18 protein-coding genes are annotated in these 16052 nt (G+C 66.6%); 6 read left to right on the top strand and 12 right to left on the bottom strand.

The window, feature by feature from the left end; genetic code table 11:
* Positions 1-310 (bottom strand): helix-turn-helix domain-containing protein (locus Q319_RS27380; RefSeq protein WP_156039448.1); only part of this gene is annotated, 310 nt, incomplete at its 3' end.
* A 171-nt stretch (positions 311-481) separates the two neighbouring features.
* The gene (locus Q319_RS0118445) at positions 482-760 is read right to left on the bottom strand and encodes a hypothetical protein (RefSeq protein ID WP_029483921.1); all 279 of its coding nucleotides are present in this window, start codon (positions 758-760) and stop codon (positions 482-484) included.
* A gap of 206 nt (positions 761-966) precedes the next feature.
* Between Q319_RS0118445 and Q319_RS0118440 the strand changes: the two genes are divergently transcribed.
* Both Q319_RS0118440 and Q319_RS0118435 read left to right on the top strand, forming a co-directional pair.
* Positions 967-1491: a hypothetical protein gene (locus Q319_RS0118440; RefSeq protein WP_034415761.1), complete on the top strand. Its 525-nt coding sequence runs from the start codon at positions 967-969 to the stop codon at positions 1489-1491.
* Between the two features lie 34 nt (positions 1492-1525).
* Positions 1526-2149 (top strand): ComF family protein, encoded by a 624-nt coding sequence (locus Q319_RS0118435; protein ID WP_029483919.1) that lies wholly within the window; start codon positions 1526-1528, stop codon positions 2147-2149.
* 6 nt (positions 2150-2155) lie between these two features.
* On the opposite strand, the gene mgsA is transcribed toward Q319_RS0118435, so the two are convergent.
* Complete coding sequence (mgsA, locus tag Q319_RS0118430) at positions 2156-2569, bottom strand: methylglyoxal synthase (protein ID WP_029483918.1); 414 nt, start codon at positions 2567-2569, stop codon at positions 2156-2158.
* A gap of 125 nt (positions 2570-2694) precedes the next feature.
* Positions 2695-3192 (bottom strand): YbjN domain-containing protein, encoded by a 498-nt coding sequence (locus Q319_RS0118425; protein WP_029483917.1) that lies wholly within the window; start codon positions 3190-3192, stop codon positions 2695-2697.
* A 98-nt stretch (positions 3193-3290) separates the two neighbouring features.
* Between Q319_RS0118425 and Q319_RS0118420 the strand changes: the two genes are divergently transcribed.
* Positions 3291-4382 carry a bifunctional nicotinamide-nucleotide adenylyltransferase/Nudix hydroxylase gene (locus tag Q319_RS0118420; RefSeq protein WP_245619355.1) on the top strand — a complete coding sequence of 364 codons (1092 nt, stop codon included), beginning with the start codon at positions 3291-3293 and terminating at the stop codon, positions 4380-4382.
* A gap of 8 nt (positions 4383-4390) precedes the next feature.
* On the opposite strand, the gene Q319_RS0118410 is transcribed toward Q319_RS0118420, so the two are convergent.
* From Q319_RS0118410 to hemL, 3 genes are read right to left on the bottom strand one after another with little or no spacing between them, the layout of a single operon-like run.
* Entirely contained in the window at positions 4391-5302 is a 912-nt protein-coding gene (locus tag Q319_RS0118410) for an alpha/beta hydrolase (RefSeq protein ID WP_245619353.1), read from the bottom strand.
* Entirely contained in the window at positions 5191-5619 is a 429-nt protein-coding gene (locus Q319_RS0118405; protein WP_029483915.1) for a CoA-binding protein, read from the bottom strand. The genes Q319_RS0118410 and Q319_RS0118405 overlap by 112 nt, the downstream gene beginning before the upstream one ends.
* Entirely contained in the window at positions 5616-6980 is a 1365-nt protein-coding gene (gene hemL / locus Q319_RS0118400; protein WP_051655541.1) for a glutamate-1-semialdehyde 2,1-aminomutase, read from the bottom strand. Before hemL ends, Q319_RS0118405 begins: the two co-directional genes overlap by 4 nt.
* A gap of 73 nt (positions 6981-7053) precedes the next feature.
* On the opposite strand from hemL, the gene Q319_RS0118395 reads away from it, so the two are divergent.
* Positions 7054-8082 (top strand): aminoglycoside phosphotransferase family protein, encoded by a 1029-nt coding sequence (locus Q319_RS0118395; RefSeq protein ID WP_029483913.1) that lies wholly within the window; start codon positions 7054-7056, stop codon positions 8080-8082.
* Between the two features lie 3 nt (positions 8083-8085).
* Here Q319_RS0118395 and Q319_RS0118390 read toward each other — a convergent pair whose 3' ends face one another.
* On the bottom strand, positions 8086-8727 hold the full coding sequence (locus Q319_RS0118390; protein WP_029483912.1) for a hypothetical protein: 642 nt from the start codon (positions 8725-8727) through the stop codon (positions 8086-8088).
* A gap of 175 nt (positions 8728-8902) precedes the next feature.
* Between Q319_RS0118390 and Q319_RS0118385 the strand changes: the two genes are divergently transcribed.
* Positions 8903-10336, top strand: a complete 1434-nt coding sequence (locus Q319_RS0118385; RefSeq protein ID WP_029483911.1) for an alpha/beta hydrolase — start codon at positions 8903-8905, stop codon at positions 10334-10336.
* 73 nt (positions 10337-10409) lie between these two features.
* Here Q319_RS0118385 and Q319_RS0118380 read toward each other — a convergent pair whose 3' ends face one another.
* From Q319_RS0118380 to Q319_RS0118365, 4 genes are all read right to left on the bottom strand, one after another.
* Entirely contained in the window at positions 10410-11030 is a 621-nt protein-coding gene (locus Q319_RS0118380) for a thiamine diphosphokinase (RefSeq protein ID WP_029483910.1), read from the bottom strand.
* Between the two features lie 25 nt (positions 11031-11055).
* A complete protein-coding gene (locus Q319_RS0118375) occupies positions 11056-12069 on the bottom strand; it encodes a hypothetical protein (RefSeq protein ID WP_029483909.1) in 1014 nt (337 codons plus the stop codon).
* Positions 12070-12127: 58 nt separating this feature from the next.
* Complete coding sequence (locus tag Q319_RS0118370) at positions 12128-13096, bottom strand: ABC transporter ATP-binding protein (protein ID WP_034415763.1); 969 nt, start codon at positions 13094-13096, stop codon at positions 12128-12130.
* A 61-nt stretch (positions 13097-13157) separates the two neighbouring features.
* Positions 13158-14705, bottom strand: a complete 1548-nt coding sequence (locus Q319_RS0118365) for an ABC transporter permease (RefSeq protein WP_029483907.1) — start codon at positions 14703-14705, stop codon at positions 13158-13160.
* A gap of 210 nt (positions 14706-14915) precedes the next feature.
* Between Q319_RS0118365 and Q319_RS0118360 the strand changes: the two genes are divergently transcribed.
* Positions 14916-15935, top strand: coding sequence for a 4Fe-4S binding protein (locus Q319_RS0118360; protein ID WP_029483906.1), 1020 nt, complete (start codon positions 14916-14918; stop codon positions 15933-15935).
* Positions 15936-16052 lie beyond the last annotated feature (117 nt).

Below are 16052 nucleotides of genomic sequence, written 5' to 3'. Positions count from 1 at the left end.
AATCCTGACGCAGTCGCAGTGCCATGCGCTGCTGCTCATCTGGCGTTAACAGCGTGGGTGCACCTGTATTGCCGTGTCGTGCATCCGCGAGACCGTCCAGGCCCTGAGCGTGATACCGGGCGAGCAGGGTGTAAGCGCTCATCCGACTGTAGCGGGTGAGCGCTAACAGGTCAGGAAGGGAGCGTCCTTCTGCCAGGAGCGCAAAGAATTGCGCTCTACGACGCTGAACGGCACAGGTGCTGGTTTTGAAGAGCTGCCAGAAATCGGCGGCGTCATGTTGAAGAGGTTGACTGAAAGCGTTGGACTTCATGGCATATATTGTAAAATATTTAATCGGAGTCCGTATGAGACAGGAATCCAAACATCTCGTCCGCACTCTGCTGCACGCACCCGCAATCCAGCCCACTACGGCGGTCCTGCACAGCCGCCATGCCACACTTTAATCACGCAACTTAATCACGCAGCCCGAGACCGGTTCTCTCTATGCGCTTAAAGGCAGCACCAGCGCGCGGGCCTTGACTCCTTCGCGGCGGGGATGCAGGGCCAGAGCCAGCATCTGGGTCTCTGGGCGCAGCAGATAGGGAAGCCAGGTGTAATGCAGGGTATTCAGGGCGGCAGCGGCGTCTCCCAGCGGACAGCCGCTCAGCACCAGTACGGCCCGGCTACCGCTCACGGTGATCCACAGGTCCGCGTGTCCCTCGGCGTCCAGGCCGCTCGCCGTGCGGTACTCGAATGGGTGGGCCTGCCTCAGCAGATGCATGAATCACTGCTCCTCTGGGCCGTGGCCCCTCCTGCTCTCTGGTTGTCTTGCCCTTGATGGCTCCAGCTTATGTCGAGTGCGCCTTGCTGTTTGTCCCACCGTAGACAGGGTTGAGTAGACAGGAGCTGAAATGCGGCGGAGGGTGGGGCTGATCAACCGCGCAAAAATCACCATACGAACCGCTGCTGCACCGTTAGACTGCCCCCATGAGCGGTGTGCCAGTGTCGGAGATGTTACGCGAGTATCAGGGCTACGTGCTGGCCTACCGCCTGCGTGCCGCCGTGGGGGGCCGGGTCGCGCCGGGCGGTGAGCAACTGACCCTGCCCGAATACGCCGTGACCCGTATCGAGCGGCAGGATCTGGCCCGCAGCCTGATCAAATGGGGGATGGACGCGGCGCAGATGCGGCGGCTGGACAGCCTGTCGGACACCTTGATGTTCGGCTTCTGGCTCAATCCCGCCGAGGTGGCGGCCTTTCTGCGCGCCGCCATCTATGAGGGCAGTCACCCTGCGCTGGGTCATCCCGCTGCCTTTGCCGCCCTGCTGACTGCCAGCGAACGTTCACGGCTGGGCGACAGTGGGGTGCAGCGGGTCTGCGCGCACCATCTGGCCTGCCTGACCCTGGCGGCCCCGATGCTGGACCCGGATGGGTTGTCGCGCGCGTGGCAGCGCATCGAGGACACCATGCCGCCGCTGTTTCTGGACGAGCTTGTGGCAACTGGTGCGGCGTAAGTGATCTAACCTTGCAGCCGTTAGACTGAGGGTCATGCTGGCTGGCCTGTGGCGAACCCTGCTTCCCCGCGCCTGCCCTGGCTGCGGCGCGCAACTGGGGCGGCAGGTGGGACTGTGCCGTGCCTGCCGGGCTGAATTGCATGCCCGTGTCGAGTCATACAGTCCACTCCGCCCGCATCCCGAGCCGCATCTGGTCACGCTGGGCCGTTACCGGGGGGTGGGCCGCCGGGCCGTGCGCGCCCTGAAATTTGGCGGGGCGCGTGAGCTGGCTGGGGTACTGGGTGGGGCGCTGGCGGCAGGCGTTCCCGCGAACTGGGCCATCGGCGCGGTTATTCCTGTGCCTTTGCATCCCTCCCGCCAGCGCCAGCGCGGTTATAACCAGGCTGAATTGCTGGCCCGCGAGGTGGCCCGCACCCTGGAAATTCCCAGCGTGGACGCCCTGAGCCGCACCCGCGCCACACGTCAGCAGGCCCGCCAGCACGCCGCCGGACGCCACGAGATGGCCGGAGCGTTCGCGGTCAGACCCGGCAGGCTTCCTTCCGGTCCCCTGCTTCTGATTGATGATGTAATGACTTCTGGAAGTACGCTGCTGGCCTGTCAGGACGCCCTGTACGCGGCGGGTGCGGCAAGGATTTATGTCGCTGTGATCGCGCGCTGAAGCCAATCAGGCAGAAGCGTCGATCTGCTCACGTAGCCACAGCATCAGGGCCTGGGCGCTGGCCGGATTGGTGGCCAGGGGGACGTCATGCACGTCGCACAGGCGCACCAGGGCGCTGACGTCCGGCTCGTGCGGCTGGGCAGTCAGCGGGTCACGGAAGAAAAAGACCGCCAGCACCCGTTCCTCGGCCAGCCGCGCGCCGATCTGCTGGTCCCCGCCGAGCGGCCCCGACAGCACCCGCTCTACCTCCAGACCCGTCTGCTTGTGCAGGATCGCCCCGGTGGTTCCTGTCGCCACCAGAGGGAAGTGCGAGAGGATATCGCGGTGGGCCAGCGCAAACATCGCCAGTTCCAGCTTTTTCTTGTCGTGCGCGATCAGCGCCACCTGCCGTGGGGGCGCCGTGGGAATCGGTGCGGTCATGGGCACAGTTTCTCATGGGCTGGAAGCGGGGTTGGATACCAAGGCTGCACAGAAAAATGGAGACCGTCGTGGCCTCCATCCGCTGCGTGTTCTGTGTTCAGTGTGCTGTGTTCAGAATACGTGGCTCAGGGCAGTTCTTCCTCGAAGGCCGAGACGTCGTCCAGGTACTCCACCATCCAGGCTTTCAGCGCCGCCTTGGTGTAGCCGCCCCGGATGGGGATGGTGCTGTCCAGGTAATACGCCGCCTCGTAGACATAAGCCTGGGTGTAGTAGTTGCCGTTCCACTCGTTGGTCAGCTCGGTGTCCAGGCTGTCCTCGTCGTCGGTGTAGTCCCAGTAGGAGCTGGCCGTGGCACGCGAGCAGATTCCTGCCTCGCAGCCGCTGAGCCACACGTCTACCTCGTAATCGCCGGTATCCACGGTCATGCTGGGATCGCTGTCGGGGTCCGTGGGGTTCATGGTGACCTTGTAGCCCGCTTCACGCAGGGCGGCAGCGATGGCGGTGGGGGTGGCCGCCTGGACCTGGGCGTTTGCGCCCGTCGTGGGCGCGCCTGCCCCGCCTGCCAGGGCCGCGCCAGAGAGGGACAGCAGGAGCGCGCCAGCCAAAAATGTTTTTTTGTTCATACGCTCACAATAGCGGGTCTGCCCTGAGCCTGTGCAAGAAGATTGGGTTTGACAGATATTAAATAATTCTCATCTTTAATTTCTAGAAGATGAGTGAAATGTCAGAACCTGATTCTTCTTTTGCTGGCGGCGCAACCTCCGGTGACACCGCGCTGGTTTCGCTGCCCACGCGCCGCAAACGCACCTTTGGCGTGTACATTGGGCGGTTTGAGCCGCCGCACGCCGCGCACCTGCTGGTGATGCTGGAGGCTTTGCAAAGTGTGCAGAAGCTGATCGTGGTGATCGGCTCGGCCCGTGCAGCGCGCAATCCCAAAAATCCGTTCACCGCCGACGAACGCCAGGACGTCATCACGGCCATGCTGCTGGAGGCCGGGATCGCCCGCGCGCGGCTGCTGTTCGTGCATGTGCGCGACTACTATTACAACGAGGCGCTGTGGCTTTCCGAGGTGCAGCGCGGCGTGCAGCACTTCACGCGCGGCAGCAGCGACGTGGCCCTGATCGGGCATGTCAAGGACGACAGCAGCTATTACCTGCGCTCGTTTCCGGCCTGGGAGTTCATTCCCAGCCATGTGGTCAGTCCGCTGAGCGCCACCGATGTGCGCCGGGCGTATTTTGGGGGCCATCTGGACACGGTGCGCGCCATGGTGCCGCCTGCCGTCCACGCCTTTCTGGACGCCTTTCATGTCACCCCCGAATATGCCGAACTGCGCGCCGAGTACGACCACCTGCGCGAGTACCGGGCCGCCTGGGCCGACGCGCCTTTTCCGCCTGTGTTCGTGACCGCCGACGCCGTCGTGACGCGCAGCGGCCATGTGCTGCTGGTCAAGCGCGGTGGGATGCCGGGACGGGGCCGCCTCGCCATGCCTGGCGGCTTTCTGGAGCAACACGAGACCCTGCTGGACTGCGCCGTGCGCGAGACCCACGAGGAAACCGGTCTGGGCGCGGGCGTGAACCTGCGGGCCGCCCTGCGCGGCAGTGCCGTTTTCGACTACCCCGAACGCAGCCTGCGCGGGCGCACCGTGACCCACGCCTTTCACTTCGATCTGGGCATCGGCCAGTTGCCCCGGCTTCAGGGCGGAAGCGACGCCGCCGACGCGCTGTGGATGCCGCTGGGCGAGGCGCTGTCTTCCCCCGAACTGTTCTTCGAGGACCACCACGCGATCATCGAGAATTTCCTGATGCGGGGCTGAGGTTGGGTTTAACCCCGCGTGTGCTTCAGCTTGCGGCAGAAGAAGGCCAGCAACCGCGCCTCCACCTCGGCCCGGTGGGTGTCGTTGATGTAGTGATCGCCGTCCAGTTCGACGAGTTCGCTCTCGGCTCCGGCTTTCTGAAAGGCCGCGTGCATCCGCCGCGCCTGTGAGGCGGGCACCTCGTCGTCATGGATACCGTGCAGATGCAGGAAGGGCGGCGAGTCGATCCCAGCATGGGTCAGCGGGCTGGCGAGGGCGGCCTGTTCCCGGCAGTCGGCCAGCGCTGAGCCGAAGAGGGGCAGGGGTTGCGGCCCGAAATTGAATGCTGGATCGAGGAAATCCATCACGCCGCTGACGTTGCCCACTGCCTGCACGTGGGAGGAATGTTCAGCGTCCGGGTCCCCCAGTCCAGCCCCTGCCGCCGTGCCCAGCAGTCCGGCCAGATGCGCCCCGGCGCTGACGCCCCACGCACCGATGCGCTGTGGATCGGTGCCCAATTCTGAGGCGTGCGCCCTCAGCCAGCGCACCGCCGCCCGGACATCGTGAAGCTGGGCGGGGAAGATCGAATGCGGCGCGAGGCGGTAATCCGCACTGATAGTCACGAACCCGGCCCGCGCCAGAAATACGTTGGCGGTGGGCCATTTGCCGAACATCACCCAGGCCCCGCCGTGCAGGTGCAGGACAGCGGGAACAGGTTCAGCATTTCTGATTCTGGGACGGAGGATATCCAGCTTCAGGCCGTGGGCGCTGAACGGGACATCCTCCGTCCCAGATCGGGCGGCGGGAACGGCTCCACACCTCTGCCCGGTTACAGCAGGGCGCGGTGATCGGCCAGCAGGCAGCGGTCCTGCACCACGTCGATGCCGCGCGCAGTCAGTTCGCGGGCCACGGCGTCGTTGCGGATGCCCAGTTGCAGCCACACCACTTTCGGCAGTGGGTGCATCGCCAGGATGTCCTCCAGATGGTCCGGCACCTTGTCGCTGCGGCGAAACACATCCACGATATCCACCGGAGTGGCAATTTCGGCCAGCGTCGCCACCGCCTTCTGGCCAAAATAACTCTCGCCGCGCGCCGCCAGCGCCGGATTGACCGGGATGATGCTGTAGCCCTGGCGGTACATGTATTCGGGCACGTAAAAGGCAGGCTTGGCGCTGTCGTGGTGAAAGCCCACCACGGCGATCACCTTGTTTTCGGTCAGGACGCGGACGATCTCCGGGTTGGATTGCACGAGGGTCAAGGCGAAACTCCTTCGGGGGCGGCGAGGTTGGTCTGGTTCAGATCAGCGAAGGCGGCACGAGCGGCCTCCAGTGTGGCATCCAGTTCGGCCCCCGTGTGTGAGGCGCTGACAAAAATACTCTCGAACTGCGAGGGTGCCCAGTAGATGCCGCGCGACAGCAGGCCCTGAAACCACCGTCCGAATCCTTGCGTGTCGCTGCGGGCGGCCTGAGCATAGTCACGGACTGAACTGTGTGGCGCGCCTTGAAAGAACGGCGTGAGCATGGAGCCGATCTGGTTGACGCTGATCGCCACGCCCGCCTCTGCCGCCAGGGTCTTCAGGCCGTCTGCCAACTGGGAGGTGTAGTTTTCCAGCCGCCCGTAGATGCCGGAATCGGCCTCCAGCGTCCGCAGGGTAGCCAGTCCCGCCGCCATCGCCAGTGGATTGCCGCTGAGGGTCCCGGCCTGATACACCGGCCCCTGCGGCGAGACGAAGTCCATCACGTCCCCGCGCCCGCCATACGCGCCCACCGGCAGCCCGCCGCCGATGATCTTGCCCCAGCAGGTCAGGTCCGGTTTCAAGCCCAGCAGCCCCGTCGCCCCGTTCAGCGAGAGGCGGAAGCCGGTCATCACCTCGTCGGCGATCAGCAGCGCGCCCACGCCCTGAACGCGGTGCAGGGCGGCCAGGAATTCGGGGGTGGGAATCAGCACCCCGGCGTTACCCACCACCGGCTCGAAGATCACGGCGGCCACCTCTGCGCCGCGCCCCTCCATCAGGGTGTCCAGCGCCGCCGGGTCGTTGTACTCGCTCACCAGCGTCAGGGCGGCGTATTCCTCGGGCACGCCCGCGCTGCTGGGGGCCGATTCGCCCAAAGCCCCGTCCAGGTTGGTCATCAGGCCGCTGCCCGCCTCTACCAGCAGGCCATCGGCGTGGCCGTGGTAGTTGCCCCGGAACTTGACGATCAGCTTGCGTCCGGTAAAACCGCGTGCCAGCCGCAACGCGCTCATGGTGGCCTCGGTGCCGCTGCTGGTAAAGCGCACCTTATCCGTGCCCGTCAGCCGCGTGACCAGTTCGGCCAGTTCCACCTCACGCTCGCCGGGCGCGCCGAAGCTGGTGCCGAATTGCAGGGCGTCCGAGACTGCTTCCCGCACCGCCGGGTGGTTGTGGCCCAGGATCATCGGCCCCCACGAGCCGATGTAATCGATGTAGCGCGCGCCATCGGCGTCGGTCAGGTACGCGCCGTGGGCCTCACGGATGAAGCGCGGCGTGCCGCCCACACTCTTGAAGGCCCGCACCGGGCTGTTCACGCCGCCCGGCGTCACGGCGCGGGCGCGGGCGAACAGTGCCTCGGATTGAGCAGTTTTTGAAGTCGTCTGGGTCATGCCCCGCACCTTAGCGGAGGCGGGGCGCGGCGGGGGAGAGGAAAGCGACACTCGCGGGTTTTATGCTGGGTTCATGTCTTTTCCCTCTGGCCTGCTGACACCGGACGCCCTGGGCCAGATGCTGGGTTTTCCCGTCCAGCAGGTCAGCGAGGTTCAAACCTTTACGGGCCACGCTGACCGGATCGCGCGCCTGTTCGTGGAGGGTGAATTGTCTGCCGGAAGGGCGGCGACCTTGATCGCCAAGGTTTACGGCCCCGCGTGGTACGCCGACGGTCTGTCGGAGCTGCGGTTTTACCGGGAGCTGCTGCCCAGAACCCCTGGCCTCCCGGTGCCGGGGCTGCTGGGGTACTGGGACGATGGCCCTGCCCAGGAATGCGTGTTGCTGCTTGGAGACCTGAGTCCGGCTTATCAGCCGCTGTCCTTCCCGCCGCCCTCTGCCGTGCTGGAGCGGATGGCGGATGTGCTGGCTGCCTTTCACGCTGCCTGGTGGGATGTGCCGGAACTGCAAGCCCCGGCGTTTCAACGCCCCGACCTGGACGTGACGCGGATGCCGCAGGCACTGGACGCGGCGGGTTTAGCTGTCCACGCGCAGGCCGCGAGGCAGGCCACCGCCTCGTTTCTGGAGCAGCAGGAATTGACCTGGCGCGAACGCGCCCTGCTGGAGCGTTTGGCTGCCCACTGGCCTGCGGTGTTCAGGCAGCGCGTGGCGCTGGGTCACCTGACGCTGATCCACGGAGACCTGCATCTGATGGGCAATGTGTTTCATTCTGCCGATGGTGCAGAGGTGCGTATCATCGATTGGGCGACGATCAAGCGCGGTCTGGGAGCGCACGACCTGATGTTCATGCTGATCTCGGCAGATACGCCTGACCGGCTGAAGCGCGATACGGCCCTGATCCAGCGCTACCACGCGGGTCTGCGGGAGGCGGGCGTGTCCAATTATTCTCTGGAGCAGTGCCTCTATGACTACCGCCTGAGCCTGCTGACCAATCTTTTCCAGGCGACGTTGCAGGGCAGTCTGCGGTGGTTTCGCAAGACTGCCCTGCTGGTGGAACTGTGGGACAGTGCCGATCTCCTGCCTGCCGATTTGCTGACCCGGTGAGTTCTACAGGCCCAGCAACCCCACCGCCGCCGTGAGTTCCAGCTCCTGCCTGAAGGGGGCCACCAGTTCCTTTTCGCGGGCGCTGGCCGCCGTCACCGTGCTGTCCAGATTGGGCAACTGGCCGTTCTGGATGGTCTGCGCCGCCTGCGCGAAGTCGATATCCGGCACGCCCAGCGCGCGGTTGACCCCGCTGCGGACCTCGGCGTAGCGCCCAGCGGTCATGTTCTCGCGGGCCAGCCCGGCACTCTGCGCGGTCCTTGCCTGGCCGATGCTGCTGCCCGCCTGCCGCAGCACGTTCACCACCTGAAGCAGATTGGGCGTCTGCCCGGCCTGGACATCGGCCCATACGGTTTGCAGCCCGGTGAAGCTCTGGCCCAGCGCGGCGCGCACGTCCCGGCGGATACGGACGAACTTCTGCACGTCGCTCTGGGTCAGGGGCGCGGCGTTGGCGGTGGGCGTTGTTCCAGAAGTTTGATCTGGTGTTGTCGTCTGGCTCTGCGTTTGCGGCAGGTTCAGTCCGGCCATGAATTCGCGCGCAGGCTGGATCACCACGAACCATGCCAGTGCGCCCAGCAGCGCCAGCACCAGCAGCCCACCGCCGCCACAGCCCAGACAGCCGCATCCCGGTCCTCGTCTTGGTCTCATGCCCCACTGTACGGGGCCGGGACCGGGGAAGTTCCCGCGCCGGGGCACCGGGGGTCACCAGAGGTTGACAATTGTGCCGTGTCGGGCGCTAAATGTGGGCGTTTACCTTTCCTGTCAGTCCCTGTTGCTGCGCCCCCCATCTGGCGCACAGACGCCCGTGTGCCCTGGAGGCCCTATGACCGCACAGCTCCGCTCTCCACAGCTTCGCTCTTCCCCGCTCCGTTCTCGCCCCACACGTCAGGCGGCGCTGCTGATGGCCGGACTGACCCTGTTGCCCGGCTGCGCGACCCTGCGCTACAGCGTCGATACCCGGGTGCATGACTCCCGCACCTTCAAGGCCGTGACGCCCACCCTGGTCGCGGCCAAGGGCGCAAAGCTGTATCAGGGAACCTATCCGGGCATTCAGGGCGCGGCCAGTTACGCCGCCGAGGTGCCGGACAACTGGAACGGCACGCTGATCATGTTCACCCACGGCTACGCGGGCACAGGCGCGGATTTGCGGGTACAGACGCCGCCGCTACGCGAATACTGGCTCTCGCAGGGTTACGCGTGGGCGGCCAGCAGTTACTCGGCCAACTATTACGACGTGCGTGCGGGCGTGGAGGACACCAACGCCCTGGCCCTGCAATTTCCTGCGTTGACCCAGCAGGCCAAACCCAGCAAATACCTGATCGTGGGCTTCAGCATGGGCGGGCATGTGGCCGCTGCCGCCGTCGAGGCCGAAACGCAGGCCACTGCCCGCAACCGTGTGCGCTACGCGGCCTCCATGCCCCTGTGTGCCGTACTGGACGAGGAATACGAGTTTCAGTGGCTGGGCGACTACACCCAGGCAGCGGCCCAACTGGCGGGCCTGGGCGCAACCACCTACCCGGCTGCCGACTTTCAGAAGAATCTGCCGGCCATCAAGGCGGCGCTGTTCACCGACACGTCCGGCCCGCTGTGGCAGGTCAATGACGGTCAGGGGGCCAAACTGCGTGCCCTGGCCAGAGGGCTGACCGGGGGTGAGCGGCCTGTTTTCGATCTGGGTTTCAGCGTGGGTGGCCTGCAAAATGCGGTGGTGGGAACCGGTGGCGCGGACGGCACGCTGACCGGTATTCTGGCGCGCAACCTGTACAGCAACCAGGGTCTCGTTTACCGCTGGACGGGCGACGCCACCCCTACTGCGGAGGAAACGGCCCTGAACGCGGCCCTGCCACGGGTCAGTGCGGACCCCGGAGCCAACCCCCCGCGCTACGACGGGGTGCGCTGGCTGCCGCGCGTTAATGGCGAGATCAACGTGCCGGTGCTGACCATGCACACGCTGGGCGACTTCTACGTGCCGTTCAGGCATGAGCAGCTCTACAACAAGGCGGTGGCGGCGGGCGGCAAGTCAGGGTTGCTGGTGCAGCGGGCCATCCGAGCGCCGGGCCACTGCGACTTTGCGGGTGCGGAACTGGTCGAGGGCTTCAACGATCTGGTGAAGTGGGAGGCGGACAGCACCAGGAAACCCGCCGGGGACGACGTCACCACCCCCAGCGTCGTGGCTGATCCCAACTACGGCTGCAAGTACACCCGCGAAACCCGGCCCGGCGTGGCCGCCTGCACCCCGGCAGCAACCTTGAACGACTGAGGTTCACAGCCAAAGGGAAGGGGGAGGTGGTCCGCTCACGCGATTGCCTCCCTCTGCTTTTGCCTGTTTATCTTTATTTTCCCCACAGCGCCGTGACCAATCCGTAACCCTCCTGCAACGAGACGGTCACTGTTTCCCCGTTCGTCTCGTTGCTGACGGTCCAACCGCTGCCCAGCGGTACGTCTGCGCCGTGCAGGGGCCAGCGCACGCCGCCCAGTTTCAGGCCGCTCAGGGGGCTGCACGCCACCACACTCAGGGTCACGCCGGGGGGCAAGTTCAGTGACAGGGGAGAGTCAGGCAGCAGCGGCCAGGCCCACTCGTCGCCGCTGCTGAGGGTCACGCGCAGGCCCTCGCCCGCCAGCCGCACGCCGCCCAGCAGCAAGGCTGCCGCGTGGTCAAAGCGCCCGCCGAAGGCCCCCAGGAAGACCAGTTCGGTGGCCCCACGCTTCAGGGCTACCTGCACGGCCAGTTCGGCGTCCGTTTCGTTCTTGGCCGCCGGGTGGATCTCGCGCGGGGCGTCCAGCGTCACGCCGTCCGAGGAATCGAAGTCGCCCACCCAGGCGTCCACCGTCACGCCCAGCGGGGCCGCGTGGCGTGCGCCGCCGTCTGCGGCCACCACCAGGGCGGGGCGCGGCAGCGTCAGCAGCGCGGGCGTGGGGGTCAGGCGTCCACCGACGAGAATCCAGGCGATCACCGGGGCAGTGTAGAAGGTTCGGGGCCTACAGACCGGGCAGGCCCACGGCGGAGTGCAGGTCGTTCAACAGGGTCTCGACGTTGCGGCTCAGGCCTTCCAGTGCGGGGCTAGAAGTCCGCAGCGGGTTAAACGCCGACAGATAGAGCAACCGGGTGCCTCCGCGTGGGTTGAGGCTGGGATCAGCCGTAACGGCCAGTTGCACGAACTTTTCCTTGCCATCGGGCAGCGTGTAACTCACGCCAACCAGTTGATACGCCCCGGCGCTTTCGGTGGACGCGACCTTGAGTTGTACGCGTGAGGCGGCGGCCAGTGTGGCGCTGGTGGCCGCCGCGTTCAGCTCCTTGACCTTGACCGGGTTGTAGGGATCACTGGTGAACAGCGTGTTCATGTCTGCAAAGGCCAACGTCTTGAGCATTCCGGCCAGTTGCTCCACGGGCTGACTGACCTGCGGCGTGGACGGTGCGGCGGCAACGGGTGCGACTGCTGGCGTGGGTGCTGCACTGATGGGGCCAGTCTTGCCCAGATACGGAGTCAGGACGCCGCTAACCGTCAGTTTCTGCACCAGTTTTCCGGCGCAGTCGGCCACCGCCTTGCCCTCGTCGCTGTTGAGGTACACGCTGCCGCCCCACCAGCCCCAGGTGCTGACGCCGCCGCTGGTGCCCTCGCAGCCCTCATTCCATTTGACCGTTCCGCTGGCCGCGTCGGTCAGTTCCATGCTGGCGCGCACGGTCTTGCCGCTCAGGCAACCCACGATGGGCAGGCAGATGCTGCTGGTGCTGCTGACGCTGGTGACGCCACCTGTCAGCTCAAGTGGCGCGCCTTCCCTACGCACGGCTTCTACATACCCGCTGGCGGTCAGCGCCTTGTTCATGGCCTCGTCGAAGGCGTTGTAGATGCTGCCAGAGCAATAACCGCCCCGGCACCACTTGTCCCCGATATACACCACAGCTTTCGGTCCGCTATAGGTCTGTGCGCCCGCCAGGGTGCCCAGCAGCGCCGCCGAGAGGCTCAGGTTCCGTTTCCACCGTGCATTGTTCATCGGTTTCCTCCAGGGGATTGAGGCTGGTTTGTGGTTATCTCACAGTATGCCACCCCGGTCAGGCCCGGTCATCCACCACTTCCCGCACCCGCGCTTCAGCCACAGCCAGCCGCAGGGTCTGGCCTTCAATCATGCCCACTTCCCGCACGCTCAGATTCAGGGTCAGCGGCCCCAGCGGATGCGCCACCGTGACTGTCTCGCCTGCCTCTGTGGCGTGGCGGGAGGTCAGTGTAAATATGTCGCCCTGGCCCAGTCGCACGGCGTCTTCGGGAACAAGCAGCGCCTGACCACCCTCGCGCGCCAGCACGTTCGCCCAGCCCAGAAAGGCGGCCACCCAGGCGGTTGCGGGCTGATCAAAGACCTCGCGTGCTGCGCCCGTCTGCACCAGTTGCCCGGCGCGCATCACGGCCACCTGCCCGGCCAGCGCCAGCGCCTCCCGCTGATCGTGCGTGACCAGCAGCACGCCCGCGCCGACGCGCCTGAACAGCTCTCTCAGATCGTTGCGTAATTCGGCGCGCAGGCGTTCGTCCAGATTGCTCAGGGGTTCGTCCAGCAGCAGCAGGGGCGAATTTGTGGCCAATGCGCGGGCCAGCGCCACCCGCTGCGCCTGCCCACCGGAAAGCTGAGCGGGTTTGCGGGCGGCCAGTTCCGGCAGATTAACCAGCGCCAGCGCTTCCTGCGCCCGCCCGTGTGCCTCTGCCCGCGCCGCGCCGCGCATGCGGGGGCCGTAGGCCACGTTGTCCAGCACGCTCAGGTGCGGGAACAGGGCGTAATCCTGAAACACCAGCCCGATGTGCCGCGCCTCCGGGGGCAGGGCGGTCACGTCGCGCCCGCCGACTTCTACCCGCCCCGTGTCCGGGCGTTCCAGGCCCGCCACCATCCGCAGCACCGTGCTTTTGCCGCAGCCGCTGGGGCCAAGGAGGGCCAGGGTTGCGCCTGCCTGCACGGTCAGGGACACGTCCTGAACGGCGCGGGTGGAGCCGAAGGACTTGGCGAGGTGGTGGGTGGTGAGGGCGGGGGGTGGCACGCTGCTCAAGTTAGCGTCCAGCCTTCACGACGACTTGCCCCTTCGATGCTGAAGGACAACGTCAAGTCACCTCTCCCTCGCCCCCGTCCAGCACCGTAAACGCCGTGGCCGAGAGCAGCAGCAGCACTGTTGCCAGCGCACACGCCTCGCCCAGATTGCGTTCGCCGGGGCGGCCCAGACGTTCGTACAGGCCCACGCTGAGGGTGGCCCACTCCGGGCGGGTCAGCACCAGGGTTGCGCCGAACTCGCCCAGTACGGTGGCGAGGGCCAGCGCCGCGCCGCCGCGCAGGGCGGGTAGCGTCAGCGGCAGCGTGACCGTGCGCTGAGCCGCCAGCGGACCCGCGCCCAGGGTGCGGGCGGCCTCAAATAAGCGGGGCGGCAGGGCGCGCAACGCGGGCAGCACCGAGCGCACCACGAGGGGCAGCGCCAGCAGCGTGTACGCCGCGATCAGCATGGGCAGTGTGGCCGCCAGCGCTGGGTAGGCCAGCAGGTAGCCCACCGCCAGCGACACGGGCGAGACCATCAGCGGCAGCAGCGAAATTAAATCCAGCACCCGCGAACGCGCCAGCCACGCCCCCAGTGCGTACAGACTGCCCAGCACGGTTGCGCCCACCAAGGCCATCGCCCCGAAGCGCAGGGTGTTGCCCAGCAGCAGTGGGGTGTCCGGGTCCGCGAAAATGCCCTGCCAGTACAGCAAGGTTGGCCCGCCCGAACCCAGCAGCCCCCGCGCCACCACCGCCAGCAGCGGCGCAAAGCAGATCAGCAACGTGACCGCCCCCAGCCCAAGAATCCCAACCAGCACGCCACCCCGCGCCGGGGGCAGGCCAGAGGACGGCACGCCTGCCCCGCCGCGAGTTAAACCTGTGTAGGCCCACGTCGCCACTAGCGTCAGCAGCAACTGGCCCGCGATCAGGGCGCTGGCCTCCGACAGGCGCAGTTGCAGGGCGGTCAGGGTGTAGATCTCTACCTCCAGCGTCGCGTACCGTTCGCCGCCCAGCGCCAGCGGCAAACCGAAGCTGAGGGCCGAGTACAGAAAGACCAGCACCATGCCCGCCGCCAGTCCCGGCAGCGCCAGCGGCAGCGCCACGCCCAGCGCCGCCTGCCAGCCGCTTGCCCCCAGCGTCCGCGCTGCGCCGATCAGATGCGGCAGCACGCGCGAGAAGCCGCCGTAGGACAGCCGGATCATCACGGGCAGGTTGAAAAATAGGTTGCCCAGAATGATCAGCGCGGGCGTGTCGCTGATGTCCACTCCCGTCAGTGTGGTGATCCAGCCGCGCGGTCCCAGCAGCGCCGAGAGGCCCAGCACCGCCACCAGGGTGGGCGTCACGAAGGGCAGCAGCAGCAGCCGCAGGAACAGTCCCTTGCCCGGAATGTCGGCCCGTGACAGCAGATACGCCAGCGGCGCACCGATCAGCAGCGCCAGCAGTGCCGTTCCCCCGGCCTGCGTCAGCGTCCAGCCCAGGCGGCCCAGGAAATACGGATCGCGCCACACGCCCAGATTCACGCCGCCCTCGGCCAGCGTGCGCCCCAGCGGCACGGCCAGCAGCAGCACGGTGAACACCAGTGCAGGCAGCGCCAGCAGCCAGCCGGACAGGCGGGAGGGGGTCATGGGCAGGAGTGTAGAGGGTGACGGCGGGGAGGACGGCCCCTTCAGACTTGCCGGTTTCCTGAGTCTGGCTGGTGATTGCCGCCTGTCAAACGGTCTAACCGCCAGAAAAGCAGGCGTCAGAGCTTCTCGGCGGTTAGACCTTGAGACGGTTTCACCTTTTGACCCATCCCTTGACCGTTTGAACCGCCCCCAGGCGCGTAGACTCCAGCCATGCTCCAGAACATCCTCTCCCGTCTGGACGATTCCGGCAACCTCATCCCGCGCTACACGCCGCCGCGCTGCCTGCTGGAGCGTCAGGCGGTGGGCGGCTGCGACATCTGCCGCGACGTCTGCCCGCACAACGCCGTTCTGACCGGGCTGGTGGGCATGTCCATCCAGTTTGACGCCGACGCCTGCACCGGCTGTGGCCTCTGCGTGCAGGCGTGCCCCACCGGGGCGCTGGAATACAGCCTTCAGCCCACCCTGCAAAACGTGCGCGATCAGAAGGCCGAGGACGGCGTGGCGGCAGGCGAGGGCGAGGCCAGCCTGACCTGCCCCCAGTCCGGTGCGGGCGGCCCGCAACTGCCCTGCCTGGGCCGTGTGACTCCAGCGGTGGTGTCGGCCTCGGGCGCGTGGGGCACGCCATTGACGCTGATTCACGGCGAGTGTGAAACGTGCCCGGTGGGTGCGCCAGACGTGCCGCAGCGGCTGGAAGCGGTGGTGGCCGAGGCCCAGCAACTCCGCTCCGCCACGGGCAAACCCGCCCGCGTGACCGTGCGCGCCGCCACCCCCGAGGACACCGAGCGGGCTGTGCGCGTGTCCCGCCGGGGCGCATTCGGGGCGCTGTTCCGGGCGGGCAAGGCGCAACTGGCCCAGAGCATCCCCGAATCCCCGCTGCCCTTCGTGGACTGGAGCGAACCCGAGGAACGCACCCCCGAGGAATGGAAATGGCGCAAATTGAGCCTCAAGCCCGCGCCCCCTGCCGACGCCCCGGTTCACTGGCCTGCCCCCGTGGTGGACGACACCTGTATTGACTGCCCGGTGTGCCACAACGTCTGCCCCACCGACGCCATTGACCGCCAGATAGGCGATGACGGCGGCGTCAGCCTGCTGCTCAACCTGTCCGCCTGTACGGGCTGCATGGCCTGCCTGCGCTCCTGTCCGCCCCAGGCGATGCACGAGCAGGCCGACTGGCTGCCCGCCGCCTTCACCGGGCCGATCCTGCTGCGCGAGGGCGAGAGCGTGATGTAAGGGAGGCTGTCTGACTGTCTAAAGGTCTAAGTTCGACTTTGTCCATTTTTTCAGGCGGCGCTGAGAGAAATCTCAGCGCCGCCTGAAACCATTTGGAGATGTTCAAAGTCCCAAAAT

This window comes from Deinococcus marmoris DSM 12784 (genome assembly GCF_000701405.1).
In the GTDB taxonomy this organism is placed as follows: Bacteria; Deinococcota; Deinococci; order Deinococcales; family Deinococcaceae; genus Deinococcus; species Deinococcus marmoris.
Note: the sequence above shows the minus strand (reverse complement) of the source record. Positions and strands in the feature narration are given on the sequence as shown.

What these genes read in the sequence shown, in the direction of transcription:
- Q319_RS0118445 (WP_029483921.1), bottom strand. Translation starts at nt 760, where the DNA reads ATGCATCTGCTGAGGCAGGCCCACCCATTCGAGTACCGCACGGCGAGC.
- Q319_RS0118440 (WP_034415761.1), top strand. Translation starts at nt 967, where the DNA reads ATGAGCGGTGTGCCAGTGTCGGAGATGTTACGCGAGTATCAGGGCTAC.
- Q319_RS0118435 (WP_029483919.1), top strand. Translation starts at nt 1,526, where the DNA reads ATGCTGGCTGGCCTGTGGCGAACCCTGCTTCCCCGCGCCTGCCCTGGC.
- mgsA (WP_029483918.1), bottom strand. Translation starts at nt 2,569, where the DNA reads ATGACCGCACCGATTCCCACGGCGCCCCCACGGCAGGTGGCGCTGATC.
- Q319_RS0118425 (WP_029483917.1), bottom strand. Translation starts at nt 3,192, where the DNA reads ATGAACAAAAAAACATTTTTGGCTGGCGCGCTCCTGCTGTCCCTCTCT.
- Q319_RS0118420 (WP_245619355.1), top strand. Translation starts at nt 3,291, where the DNA reads ATGTCAGAACCTGATTCTTCTTTTGCTGGCGGCGCAACCTCCGGTGAC.
- hemL (WP_051655541.1), bottom strand. Translation starts at nt 6,980, where the DNA reads ATGACCCAGACGACTTCAAAAACTGCTCAATCCGAGGCACTGTTCGCC.
- Q319_RS0118395 (WP_029483913.1), top strand. Translation starts at nt 7,054, where the DNA reads ATGTCTTTTCCCTCTGGCCTGCTGACACCGGACGCCCTGGGCCAGATG.
- Q319_RS0118390 (WP_029483912.1), bottom strand. Translation starts at nt 8,727, where the DNA reads ATGAGACCAAGACGAGGACCGGGATGCGGCTGTCTGGGCTGTGGCGGC.
- Q319_RS0118385 (WP_029483911.1), top strand. Translation starts at nt 8,903, where the DNA reads ATGACCGCACAGCTCCGCTCTCCACAGCTTCGCTCTTCCCCGCTCCGT.
- Q319_RS0118375 (WP_029483909.1), bottom strand. Translation starts at nt 12,069, where the DNA reads ATGAACAATGCACGGTGGAAACGGAACCTGAGCCTCTCGGCGGCGCTG.
- Q319_RS0118365 (WP_029483907.1), bottom strand. Translation starts at nt 14,705, where the DNA reads ATGACCCCCTCCCGCCTGTCCGGCTGGCTGCTGGCGCTGCCTGCACTG.
- Q319_RS0118360 (WP_029483906.1), top strand. Translation starts at nt 14,916, where the DNA reads ATGCTCCAGAACATCCTCTCCCGTCTGGACGATTCCGGCAACCTCATC.